The following is an 11,461-nucleotide window of genomic DNA, read 5'->3' as shown; positions in this document are numbered from 1 at the left end:
TCGGTAGGGAGCCCGGGATGGCGGCAGTGACTGCGGACCAGACGACGCAGAAGACGCTCGGCACGGCGAATGCGACGGATGTGGTGGACGCGGCGGACGCGGACCGCCTCGCGGCCTTCGACGCGACGGTCGCGGCGGACGAGCGGATCGAGCCGCGCGACTGGATGCCCGACGCCTACCGCGCGACGCTGGTCCGCCAGATGGCCCAGCACGCCCACTCGGAGATCATCGGCATGCAGCCCGAGGCCAACTGGATCACCCGGGCGCCCTCGCTGCGCCGCAAGGCGATCCTCATGGCCAAGGTGCAGGACGAGGCGGGCCACGGCCTGTATCTCTACAGTGCCGCCGAGACCCTGGGCACCAGCCGCGAGGAGCTGCTCGACAAGCTGCACGCGGGCCGCCAGCGCTATTCGTCGATCTTCAACTACCCCACGCTGACCTGGGCCGACGTCGGTGCGATCGGCTGGCTGGTGGACGGGGCGGCGATCACCAACCAGGTGCCGCTCTGCCGCTGCTCCTACGGCCCCTACGCCCGCGCGATGGTCCGCATCTGCAAGGAGGAGTCCTTCCACCAGCGCCAGGGGTACGAACTGCTCCTCGCCCTCAGCCGTGGCACCGAGGCCCAGCACGCGATGGCCCAGGACGCGGTGAACCGCTGGTGGTGGCCCTCCCTGATGATGTTCGGCCCGCCCGACGACGCCTCGTCGCACTCCGAGCAGTCCATGGCCTGGAAGATCAAGCGGCACTCCAACGACGAGCTGCGCCGTCGCTTCGTGGACATCTGCGTGCCCCAGGCCGAGGCGCTGGGCCTGGAGCTCCCGGACCCCGACATCCGGTGGAACGAGGAGCTCGGCCGGCACGAGTTCGGTGCGATCGACTGGTCCGAGTTCCAGGCGGTCCTGAAGGGCAACGGCCCCTGCAACGAACAGCGCATCACCCAGCGGCGCAGGGCCCACGAGGAAGGCGCCTGGGTCCGGGACGCGGCAGCCGCGTACGCCGCCAAGCACGCCCCGGCCCGAACGCCCGCCCCGCAAGCACCGGCACCGGCACCGGCACCGGTATCAGCCCCGGCATCGGCATCGGCACAGAACAGCGCGTCCGCGCAGCATGTGGAGGAGACGGCATGAGCAGCTCGACCGACTGGCCCCTGTGGGAGGTGTTCGTGCGCTCGCGGCGCGGACTGTCCCACACCCATGCGGGCAGCCTGCACGCGCCGGACGCCGAGATGGCCCTGCGCAACGCCCGCGACCTCTACACCCGCCGCTCGGAGGGCGTCTCGATCTGGGTGGTCCCGTCCACCGAGATCACCGCCTCCTCCCCCGACGAGAAGGACTCCTTCTTCGAGCCGGCCGCCGACAAGCCCTACCGCCACCCCACGTTCTACGAGATCCCGGACGGGGTGAAGCACCTGTGAGCGCCGCAATCGCCCTCGGCGACGACGCGCTGGTGCTCTCGCACCGGCTGGGGGAGTGGGCCGGTCACGCCCCCGTCCTGGAGGAGGAGGTGGCTCTCGCCAACATCGCCCTGGACCTGCTGGGACAGGCGCGGGTGCTGCTCTCGCTCGTCGGCGACGAGGACGAGCTCGCCTACCTCCGCGAGGAGCGCGCCTTCCGCAACCTCCAGCTGGTCGAGCAGCCGAACGGGGACTTCGCCCACACCATCGCCCGCCAGCTCTACTTCTCGGTGTACCAGCACCTGCTGTACGAGCGGCTGGCGGCCGGGGACGGCGAGTTCAGCGGTCTGGCGGCCAAGGCCGTCAAGGAGGTGGCCTACCACCGCGACCACGCCGAGCAGTGGGTCCTGAGGCTCGGTGGCGGCACCGAGGAGAGCCACCGCCGGATGCAGAGCGGCCTGGACGCGCTGTGGCGGTTCACCGGCGAGATGTTCCAGCCGGTCGAAGGGCTCGACGCCCCGGACTCCGGTGTCGACTGGCAAGCGCTGCAGAGCGGTTGGCTCGCCGCCGTCACCGATGTCGTCGAGCGGGCCGGCCTGGCCCTCCCGGCGGGCCCGCGGTCCGGGGGCTGGGCGGCGGGCGCGGGCCGACAGGGCCTGCACACCGAGCCGTTCGGCCGCATGATCGCCGAGATGCAGCACCTGCACCGCAGTCATCCGGGGGCGTCATGGTGACCGACACCCTGCTGGAGGCGGAGCTGCGCGGCCTCGCCGGCTCCGTGCCCGACCCCGAGCTCCCGGTGCTGACCCTGGCGGAGCTCGGCGTCCTGCGGGACGTGCGGGTGGACGGCCCCGGCCGGGTGACCGTGCACCTCACCCCGACCTACACGGGCTGTCCGGCGATCGAGGCGATGTCCGCCGACATCGAGCGGGTGCTGCACGACCACGGCGTCCCGGAGGTCTCCGTGGTCACGGTCCTGGCGCCCGCCTGGTCGACGGACGACATCAGCGCCGAAGGCCGCCGCAAGCTCGCCGAGTTCGGCATAGCCCCGCCGCGCGCCCACAGCGCGGACGGCGGCCCCGTGCCGCTGACGCTCTCGGTGCGCTGCCCGCACTGCGGCTCCACGGACACGGAACTGCTCAGCCGGTTCTCCTCCACGGCGTGCAAGGCCCTGCGCCGCTGCGTCGCCTGCCGCGAACCGTTCGACCACTTCAAGGAGTTGTAGATGTTCCATCCGCTCCGGGTCAGCGCGATCGAACGGATCACGGACGACGCGGTGGCCGTGACCCTCGCCGTGCCGGCCGAGCTGCGCGAGACCTTCCGCCACACCCCCGGCCAGCATCTGAACGTGCGCTACGCCGTGGACGGCCAGGAGATCCGCCGTTCGTACTCGATCTGCGCACCGGCCACCGAGCAGCCCGGCGAACCGGTGCTGCGGGTGGGCATCCGCATGGTCGAGGGCGGGGCGTTCTCCACGTACGCCCTGAAGGAGCTGGCCGTCGGGGACCAGGTGGAGGCCATGCCTCCGATGGGCCGCTTCGTCCTGAAGCCGCGCCCGGGCCTGTTCGCGGCGGTGGTCGGCGGCAGCGGCATCACCCCGGTGCTGTCGATGGCGGCCACCCTGCTCGACCGGGAGCCGACGGCCCGGTTCTGCCTGATCCGCAGCGACCGCACGGCGGCCTCGACGATGTTCCTCGACGAGGTGGCCGACCTCAAGGACCGCTATCCGGACCGCTTCCAGCTGGTCACCGCGCTCTCCCGGGAGGAGCAGTCGGCCGGGCTCCCCTCCGGGCGGCTCGACGCCGAACGGCTCACCGGTCTGCTGCCCGCCGTGCTGCCGGTGCCGGAGGTGGACGGCTGGTTCCTGTGCGGACCGCTCGGCCTCGTACGGGGCACGGAGAAGGCCCTGAAAGCGCTCGGCGTCGACCGCTCGCGGGTCCACCAGGAGATCTTCCACGTCGACGAGGGCCCCGCCGATGTGACGGTGGTCAAGGTCGCCGCCCCGTCCGACGCGATGCTGACGGCCACCCTCCACGGCCGCTCGGGCAGCTGGCCGGTGCAGGACTCCGAGTCCCTGCTGGAGACGGTGCTGCGGAGCCGTTCGGACGCTCCGTACGCCTGCAAGGGAGGGGTGTGCGGGACCTGCCGGGCGTTCCTCGTATCGGGCGAGGTCCGGATGGACCGCAACTTCGCGCTGGAACCGGAGGAGACCGGGGCGGGCTTCGTGCTGGCCTGCCAGTCGCATCCGCTCACCCCGGAGGTGGAGCTCGACTTCGACCGCTGAAGCAACTGAGGCCGCTGAGGCCGCTGACGCGGTCCCGGGGCCGCCACACTGTTCCCTTCCCGTAGAACCTGTTCTATCTTGACGACCCGTCAGGTCGTCAACGGTTAGCGGGAGGCCGGGACAGTGGACTTCACCTTCACCGAGGAACAGCAGGCGGCCGTCGAGGCGGCCAGGGCCGTCTTCTCGGATGTCGCACCCGACCGCGCGCCCAGCCCCGCCCTGACCCCGGGGGCCGTGGCGGAGGACATCGACCGGCAGCTGTGGCACGAGCTGGCGCGCACGGATCTGCTCGGGCTCACGCTGTCGCCGGACCATGGGGGCGCGGGCCTGGACCCGATCGCGCTCTGCCTGGTCCTGCGGGAGTCGGCCAAGGTGCTGGCCAGGGTCCCGTTGCTGGAGAGCTGCGCGGTGGCGATGGCGGTCCAGCGGTACGGAGATCGCGCCCTCGCGGCGGAGCTGCTGCCCCGGGCCGGGCGGGGCGAACTGATCCTGACCGTCGGCGCCAACGGCCGCAGCGGCCATGATCCGGCCGAACTCGCCGTCTCCGCACGGCCGTACGGGGAGGGCCGCGGGGAGACTGGCAAGGAGACCGGCAAGGAGAACGACGGCCCGGCCGGGGATTCCGGCTGGGTGCTCGACGGAGTGCAGTCCGCGGTTCCCTGGGCGCAGGTGGCCGACCGGATCGCCGTCCCCGCGCACACCGCGGATGGCCGGCCGGTCCTGGCCCTCGTGCCCCGTACCCGCGACGGCGTCACCCTGGCGGACCAGGTCTCCACCAGCGGTGAACGCCTGGCCGAGGTCCGGCTCGACGCCGTGCGTGTGGCGGACCGCGAGCTGATCGACGCGGCGGACTGCTGGGAATGGCTGCGGTCCCTGCTCATCACGGGAACCTGCGCGCTCGCGCTCGGGCTGGGCGAGCGGGTGCTCGCGATGACCGCCGAATACACCGGCAGGCGGGAGCAGTTCGGGTTCCCGGTCGCCACGTTCCAGGCGGTGGCGGTCCAGGCCGCCGACCGGTACATCGATCTGCGGGCGATGGAGGCGACGCTCTGGCAGGCCGCCTGGCGGATCTCCACCGACGCCGGAGGCCCGCTGCCCGCCGCGGGCGATGTCGCCGTGGCGAAGATCTGGGCCTCCGACGGCGTCCGCCGCGTCGTGCAGACCGCCCAGCATCTGCACGGCGGCTTCGGCGCGGACACCGACTACCCGCTGCACCGCTTCCACGCCTGGGCGAAGCAGATCGAGCTCTCCCTCGGGCCGGCCGCGGCCCACGAGGAGGCGCTGGGCGACCTGCTGGCCGCCCATCCGCTCGGCTGAACCCGCGCCGGACCGCGCCGACCTCAGAGAGGACGAAGGGCCGACCTCAGAGGACGAAGGCGGGCGTCCCGTTGTCCGTGACCATCGGGCGCCCGGCGCCGTCCCAGGCCTGCATGCCGCCGTCGATGTTCACGGCGTCGATGCCCTGCTGGACCAGGTACTGGGTGACCTGGGCCGACCGGCCGCCGACCCGGCACATCACATGCACGCGCCGGCCGTCCTCGGCGGCCTCGGTCAGCTCGCCGAACCGGCCCACGAAGTCGCTCATCGGGATGTGCAGCGCACCCTCGACGTGACCGGCCGCCCACTCGTCGTTCTCACGGACGTCCAGGACGAAGCCGTCCGACGGCACCGCCGCGGCGTCCACCGAGGGCAGCGGGGCGAAATTCATGGGTCATGCCTTCTCTCGTGCAGTCTTGGGCTTGTCTCGTGCAGTCTTGGGATTGCCATCTCGAGGTCGCGGGCCGGGGCCTTTGTACGCGGGCCTCGTGCCTACGCGGGCCTCGTGCCTACGCGGGCCTCGTGCCTACGCGGGCCTCGTGTCCACGCGGCGGAGTCACCCGGAACGCTACTGCACCATCTCCGCGAGCTCGGCCTCACGCCGGGACACCTCGCCGAGCAGCTGCTCCGCGATGTCCTCCAGCAGCTGGTCCGGGTCGTCCGGCGCCATCCGCAGCATCGAGCCGATCGCGCCCTCCTCCAGCTCCTTGGCGAGCACCGTCAGCAGCTCCTTGCGCCGGCTGAGCCACTCCAGCCGGGCGTAGAGCTCCTCGCTCTCGCTCAGCGGGGTCAGGGGCTGCACCGGGCCGGCCGCCCACTCCGCCACGAGCTCCTTGAGCAGCTCGACGTCGCCCCGCCCGTAGGCGGCGTTCACCCGGGCGATGAACTCGTCACGGCGCTGCCGTTCCGGCTCGTCCTGGGCGAGGTCGGGGTGCGCCTTGCGGGCCAGCTCCCGGTAGAGCTTGCGGGCCTCCTCGCTCGGCCTGACCCGCTTCGGCGGCCGGACCGGCTGCTCGGTGAGCATGGCCGCGGCCTCGGGGGACAGCCCGTCGGTGTCCATCCAGTCGTGGAACAGCTCGTCGACCCCGGGCATCGGCATGACGACCGCCCGCGCCTCGCGCGCCTTGCGCTCGTCCTCCGGATCCCCGGTCCGGGCGGCCTTCGCCTCCGCGATCAGCGCGTCCAGCTCGTCGAGGCGGGTGTACATCGGGCCGAGCTTCTGGTGGTGCAGCCGGGAGAAGTTCTCGACCTCCACCCGGAAGGTCTCCACCGCGATCTCGAACTCGATCAACGCCTGTTCGGCGACCTGCACCGCCCTGGCCAGCCGCGCCTCGGGCCGCGGCGCGGCGTCCTCGGGGCCGACCGGCTCCCCGGCAGCGGCGTCCGAGGCCCCGGAGCCGCCCGGCGCCCCCGGGGCGTCCTGCGTCTCCTGGGCGTCCTGCGCGCCAGGGGCGTCCTGGGCCTCCGGGGCGGGCCGGGGCTCGTCCTGCCGGTCGTTGTCCTGCCGGTCTTCATCGTTCCGGGTGGTCGGCACCCCGGCGGCTTCGTCGGTCACCCGTCCAGCGTATGGCCACGGCCCGGCGGCCCGGCACACACGGTGGGCCCCGGCCCCGGGACCCACCGCCTCAGGAACCGGTCCCACCGCCTCACGGCCCCGTCATATACCGAACTCGGCGGCCAGCCTGCCCGCCTTGATCGCCCGCACCAGCTCGGCGTGATCCGCCTCCGTACGGTCGGCGTACGTCACCGCGAAGGCGGCCACCGCCTCGTCGAGCTCGTCGTTCTTGCCGCAGTAGCCCGCCAGCAGCCGGGGATCGGCGCTGTGCGCGTGCGCCCGGGCGAGCAGCGCGCCGGTCATCCGCCCGTAGTCGTCCACCTGGTCGGCGGCGAGCGCGGCGGGGTCCACGCTGCCCTTGCGGTTACGGAACTGCCGGACCTGGAACTGCCTGCCGTCGACGTCCGCCCAGCCGAGCAGGATGTCGCTGACGACCTGCATCCGCTTCTGTCCGAGCACCACCCGGCGACCCTCGTGCGCCACCTCCGGCACATCGAAACCGACCGCGGGCAGATAGGGCGCGAGCACCGAGGGGCGCGCCTCCTTCACCTGGAGGACCAGCGGCTCACCCCGGTGGTCGAGCAGCAGCACCACATACGACCGAGTGCCCACGCTGCCGGTGCCGACCACCCGGAACGCCACGTCGTGGATCGCGTACCGGGCCAGCAGCGGCACCCGGTCCTCGGAGACGGTGGAGAGATATCCGGCGAGCCCGGCGGCCACCACCGCGGCCTCGGCGTCCGGCACCCGGCGCAGCACGGGCCGGGCGTCGACGAAGCGCCGGCCGCCGTCCGGGCACTCCTCGGTGGAGCGGGCGGCGAAGCGGGCGCTGGTGTTGTTGCGGGCCTTCTCCGAGACCCGCTCCAGGGTGCCGACGAGGTCACGCGCGTCCGTGTGCGAGACGAGCTCCTCGTCCGCGATGGCGTTCCAGGCGTCGAGGGCGGGCAGCCGGGCCAGCAGCCGCATCGTGCGCCGGTAGGCGCCGACGGCGTCGTACGCGCCCCGGCGGCAGGTGTCCTCGTCGGCCCCGGCGGCCCGGCCGGCCAGCACCAGGGAGGTGGCCAGCCGCTTGAGGTCCCATTCCCAGGGCCCGAAGACGGTCTCGTCGAAGTCGTTCAGATCGATGACCAGGCTGCCCCGGGCATCGCCGTAGAGGCCGAAGTTGGCCGCGTGCGCGTCGCCACAGAGCTGGGCGCCCACACCGGTGACCGGGCTGCCCGTCAGATCGTGAGCCATCAGTCCGGCCGCACCCCGCAGGAAGGCGAACGGCGTCGCCGCCATCCGGCCCACCCGTATCGGCGTCAGTCCGGGCACCCGGCCCCGGTTCGACTCCTCGACCGCCCGCACCGCGTCCGGCCGGCCCTGCGGCAGGACCAGCGAGGCGTGCGAGGACCGCGGCACCCGGTCGCGGAGCGCCTTGCCCGCCGCCTTCGGTGAACTCGTGGCCCCGCGCCGGGCGAACCCGGGCACGACCGGAATACGCGGATCAGCCTCCGCTCCACGCTGTTCAGGCATCGTCGTCCCGGTTCCGCCCATGGAGCGTCGCCTCCCCCACCCTCGTACCCACTCTCCGGCTGCCCGGCTGTCCGCCCGGCCAGCGGCCCTGCCCCGCAGCGGCCGAGCACGACGGTACCGCCGATTCGGCAGCCGGTATCAGCAGCCGGTACCGGGGTCGGGCTTCAGGTAGGTGTCCGACCACCGACCGAGTTCCTTGAGTGCGGGCTCCATCGCGGCGCCGGCCTCGGTGAGCCGGTACGCGACGCGCAGCGGCGGCCCCTCGTCGACCTCGCGGATCACCAGGCCGGCCGCGCCGAGTTCGGTCAGCCGGTCCGAGAGCATGCGCTCGCTGATGCCGGGAATCGCCCGGCGCAACTCGGCGAAGTGCACCGGTCGCTGCAGCAGCACCGAGACGATCGGGCCGGTCCAGCGCTTGCCGAACAACTCGAAGACGCGACTGATCCCCACATCGACCCGCCGACAGGCCTGTTCGCTGTGATCCGCCATGTCCCCAGGGTACTGCGCCACCGTGGGTGGCTTACTAAAAATAAGTAGCTATGCTATTAGTAGTTACGCACGGAATGGATCCGCCCTGGGCGCCCGCGCGGTCCCGTCGACCCGCCCGCGCCCCCTTCCCCTCTCTGTGGAGATCACCATGGCCACGCTTCTGCACCTCGACTCCGCCGTCTTCCCCCAGGGCTCCGCCTCCCGCGACATCACCGCGGCGTTCGTCGAGGCCTGGCGCGAGCAGCACCCGGACGGCACCGTCGTCCATCGCGACCTCGCCGCCGATCCACTGCCCCACCTGGACGCCGGCGCCACGGCCGCGGGCGCCGACGACCCGCTGCGCCGGGAACTCGCCGACGAGCTGGCCGCGGCGGACGCCGTCCTGATCGGCGCACCGATGTACAACTTCACGATCCCGTCCACCCTCAAGGCCTGGCTCGACCAGGTGATCATCGTCGGGCACAACGCCGGACCGGACTCCCCCATCGCCAAGACCCCGGTGACCGTCGTCGCCAGCCGGGGCGGTTCGTACGCTCCGGGCACCCCGCGCGAGAGCTTTGAATTTGTCCAGAATTACCTGGAGAAGGTGTTCGCGGGCATGTTCTCCGCCGAGGTGGACTTCATCGTTCCGGAGCTGACACTCGCCCACTCGCAGCCGTCGATGGCCGAACTGATCCCGCTCGCCGAGGCCTCCCGCGCCAAGGCGCTCGACGACGCCCGGGAGAAGGCGAAGGCCCTCGCCACCCGCCTCGCCGCCTGAGCGGACAGCAGAGCGGCAGAACGGCAGACCCCGAAAACGCAGACAGGGCCGCGGAGCTTCTACGAGCTCCGCGGCCCTGCCGCATGGTGAATCGGGCGTTTCACGTGAAACATGGCACCCCTGAGCGTGGTTCAGGCAGCCCCGAGCGTGGTTCAGACGCCCTCGGCGTGGTTCAGACAGCCCCTCCGGCCGCCACACCCGCACCCGCCGGCTCCTCGTCGGCCTCGTCGGCGGCCTGACCGGCCCTCGTACCGCGACCGGCTCCACCGCCCCGCAGGCCGGCCTCGCCCGGCAGGGAGCCCGCGTCCTTGGCCTCCGCGGCGATCCTGGCCTCCTGCTCCTCGCGCTCCGCCTTCTCGCGCGCCTCGGCCGCCAGATCCACCCGGCCCTCCGGCTTGATGTGGGCGATGACACCGGGGTGCGCGATCGACGGCAGGATGTGACGCCACATCTCCGCCACCTGCTCGCGCAGATCGGCGCGACCGGTGTCGGCCTCCGAGACCAGCTGGATACCGGTGAACGAGGCGACGATGATTTTGGCCGACACCATCGGGTCGATCTGCGGGAACACCTCGCCGCGTTCCTGGCCCAGCTCCAGCATCCGGGCCGTCGCGTCGATCCAGTCGCCCCACGGGTGCGGTCCGCCGAGGAAGACGCCCTCGATGGAGAGCCTCGTACCGGCCCGGGCCATCGCGTTGTGGCGCAGGGCGAAGGCGAACTGCTGACCACCGTCCACCAGGGACTGGAGCGGCGATCCCTCCTGCTCGAACTCGACCGTCGACGTCTGCTCGTCCATGATCGCCTGCGCGATGGCCTCCTTGGAGGCGAAATGGAAGTACAAGGCCCCCTTGGTGACCTTGGCACGGCGGAGGATCTCCGAGATGGCGGCACGCTCGTAGCCGTAGTCGTCGAAGACACTCGCCGCGGCATCCACGATCGACCGCCACGTCTGGACCGCGCGAGCCTGCTTCGCCATTTCCTGCCTCCGGGACGTTCTGTGCGCTCAGCCCTTCACCGCCGAGCCGCCGTCGATCCAACCTCTGCGGCCAGCGTATGCAAGTGCGCCGTTGCACCGGCCATCGGTCTGTCCGGAAACCGCGCCCACAGCCGGTGGATCACCGCCCTTCGACGACCGCCGCCGCCTCTTCCCACCCGCCTGTCCGTACCCCGGCCCTCCGGCGAAAACACGGAACAACGAAGAACCCCCGCTCCGGATCTCTCCGAAGCGGGGGTTCTCTCGAATCAACTTCAGCAGTTGCGGGCAACTGCCGTTGTGCGCGAGGGGGGATTTGAACCCCCACGTCCCTAAGGACACTGGCACCTGAAGCCAGCGCGTCTGCCGTTCCGCCACTCGCGCAAGTGGTGTTTCAGACCCTCACCGTGTGGGGCGAGCGCCTGGCGACAAACTGAAGATTAGCACGCTGGACAGGGTGGATTCACATCCGTTGTTTCGCCGGCTCCGGGAAGGGAAGCGGGAACCCCGAACCATCGCCCCCACTCCTCCAGAGTGCGTCCCGGGTGCGGGACACTGTGAGGAAGCCACCTCTACGATCCGTGTGAGGGGTGACACTCATCCACAGGCCAGACAAGGGGAACCAGCCGATTTCCCGACGCGTGGATACGATCAGCAAGCAGTACAGGGACGATGACACCGGAGGAGGTGCCCCATGGGGGTCATGAAGCGTTTCGAGCAGCGCCTCGAGGGGCTGGTCAACGGCACCTTCGCCAAGGTCTTCAAGTCCGAGGTGCAGCCCGTCGAGATCGCCGGCGCCCTCCAGCGCGAGTGCGACAACAACGCGACGATCTGGAACCGCGAGCGGACCGTCGTCCCCAACGACTTCATCGTCGAGCTCAGCACACCCGACTACGAGCGGCTCAGCCCGTACTCCGGTCAGCTGGGCGACGAGCTCTCCGGCCTGGTGCGCGACTACGCCAAGCAGCAGCGCTACACCTTCATGGGACCGATCAAGGTCCACCTGGAGAAGGCCGACGACCTCGACACCGGGCTCTACCGGGTCCGCAGCCGCACACTGGCGTCGAGTTCGTCACAGCAGGACCAGTCGGCACCGCCCCAGCCCGCGGCCGGGCGGCCCGCCGCCCCGCAGGCCCCCGGCGGCTACGGCTACCCCCCGAGCGCCGCCCCGCCGA

The 11,461-nt window shown here is 71.7% G+C and carries 13 protein-coding genes and 1 tRNA gene; 8 read left to right on the top strand and 6 right to left on the bottom strand.

What is annotated here, in order from left to right:
- The first annotated feature begins 17 nt into the window (after window positions 1-17).
- The 6 genes from paaA to G3I54_RS31440 all read left to right on the top strand — a co-directional run bounded on the left by paaA (window position 18) and on the right by G3I54_RS31440 (window position 4,994).
- Window positions 18-1,127 (top strand): 1,2-phenylacetyl-CoA epoxidase subunit PaaA, encoded by a 1,110-nt coding sequence (gene paaA, locus G3I54_RS31465; protein ID WP_164619604.1) that lies wholly within the window; start codon window positions 18-20, stop codon window positions 1,125-1,127.
- Entirely contained in the window at window positions 1,124-1,414 is a 291-nt protein-coding gene (gene paaB, locus G3I54_RS31460; RefSeq protein ID WP_018489793.1) for a 1,2-phenylacetyl-CoA epoxidase subunit PaaB, read from the top strand. The genes paaA and paaB overlap by 4 nt, the downstream gene beginning before the upstream one ends.
- A complete protein-coding gene (gene paaC, locus G3I54_RS31455; protein WP_164619601.1) occupies window positions 1,411-2,127 on the top strand; it encodes a 1,2-phenylacetyl-CoA epoxidase subunit PaaC in 717 nt (238 codons plus the stop codon). Before paaB ends, paaC begins: the two co-directional genes overlap by 4 nt.
- Entirely contained in the window at window positions 2,121-2,618 is a 498-nt protein-coding gene (gene paaD / locus G3I54_RS31450) for a 1,2-phenylacetyl-CoA epoxidase subunit PaaD (protein WP_030077129.1), read from the top strand. Before paaC ends, paaD begins: the two co-directional genes overlap by 7 nt.
- Window positions 2,619-3,677 carry a 2Fe-2S iron-sulfur cluster-binding protein gene (locus tag G3I54_RS31445; RefSeq protein ID WP_164619599.1) on the top strand — a complete coding sequence of 353 codons (1,059 nt, stop codon included), beginning with the start codon at window positions 2,619-2,621 and terminating at the stop codon, window positions 3,675-3,677.
- Window positions 3,678-3,800: 123 nt separating this feature from the next.
- Entirely contained in the window at window positions 3,801-4,994 is a 1,194-nt protein-coding gene (locus G3I54_RS31440) for an acyl-CoA dehydrogenase family protein (RefSeq protein ID WP_164619596.1), read from the top strand.
- Between the two features lie 46 nt (window positions 4,995-5,040).
- Here G3I54_RS31440 and G3I54_RS31435 read toward each other — a convergent pair whose 3' ends face one another.
- The 4 genes from G3I54_RS31435 to G3I54_RS31420 all read right to left on the bottom strand — a co-directional run bounded on the left by G3I54_RS31435 (window position 5,041) and on the right by G3I54_RS31420 (window position 8,553).
- Window positions 5,041-5,385 (bottom strand): rhodanese-like domain-containing protein, encoded by a 345-nt coding sequence (locus tag G3I54_RS31435; RefSeq protein ID WP_010071374.1) that lies wholly within the window; start codon window positions 5,383-5,385, stop codon window positions 5,041-5,043.
- Window positions 5,386-5,562: 177 nt separating this feature from the next.
- Window positions 5,563-6,549 carry a J domain-containing protein gene (locus G3I54_RS31430; RefSeq protein ID WP_164619593.1) on the bottom strand — a complete coding sequence of 329 codons (987 nt, stop codon included), beginning with the start codon at window positions 6,547-6,549 and terminating at the stop codon, window positions 5,563-5,565.
- 102 nt (window positions 6,550-6,651) lie between these two features.
- Window positions 6,652-8,064 (bottom strand): DUF2252 domain-containing protein, encoded by a 1,413-nt coding sequence (locus G3I54_RS31425; RefSeq protein ID WP_343240477.1) that lies wholly within the window; start codon window positions 8,062-8,064, stop codon window positions 6,652-6,654.
- 138 nt (window positions 8,065-8,202) lie between these two features.
- Complete coding sequence (locus G3I54_RS31420) at window positions 8,203-8,553, bottom strand: helix-turn-helix domain-containing protein (protein ID WP_164619589.1); 351 nt, start codon at window positions 8,551-8,553, stop codon at window positions 8,203-8,205.
- A 148-nt stretch (window positions 8,554-8,701) separates the two neighbouring features.
- Here G3I54_RS31420 and G3I54_RS31415 point away from each other — a divergent pair, with 148 nt between their 5' ends.
- Entirely contained in the window at window positions 8,702-9,313 is a 612-nt protein-coding gene (locus G3I54_RS31415; RefSeq protein ID WP_164619587.1) for an NAD(P)H-dependent oxidoreductase, read from the top strand.
- A 172-nt stretch (window positions 9,314-9,485) separates the two neighbouring features.
- Here G3I54_RS31415 and G3I54_RS31410 read toward each other — a convergent pair whose 3' ends face one another.
- Together G3I54_RS31410 and G3I54_RS31405 are read right to left on the bottom strand one after the other, a co-directional pair.
- Window positions 9,486-10,289, bottom strand: coding sequence for a ScbR family autoregulator-binding transcription factor (locus tag G3I54_RS31410; RefSeq protein ID WP_164619585.1), 804 nt, complete (start codon window positions 10,287-10,289; stop codon window positions 9,486-9,488).
- 298 nt (window positions 10,290-10,587) lie between these two features.
- Window positions 10,588-10,670 (bottom strand) — tRNA-Leu (locus tag G3I54_RS31405).
- Window positions 10,671-10,980: 310 nt separating this feature from the next.
- Between G3I54_RS31405 and G3I54_RS31400 the strand changes: the two genes are divergently transcribed.
- A partial coding sequence (locus G3I54_RS31400) for a DUF3662 domain-containing protein (protein WP_164619583.1) occupies window positions 10,981-11,461 on the top strand: 481 nt, incomplete at its 3' end.

This window comes from Streptomyces sp. SID14515 (assembly GCF_010548505.1).
In the GTDB taxonomy this organism is placed as follows: domain Bacteria; phylum Actinomycetota; class Actinomycetes; order Streptomycetales; family Streptomycetaceae; genus Streptomyces; species Streptomyces caviscabies.
Note: the sequence above shows the minus strand (reverse complement) of the source record. Positions and strands in the feature narration are given on the sequence as shown.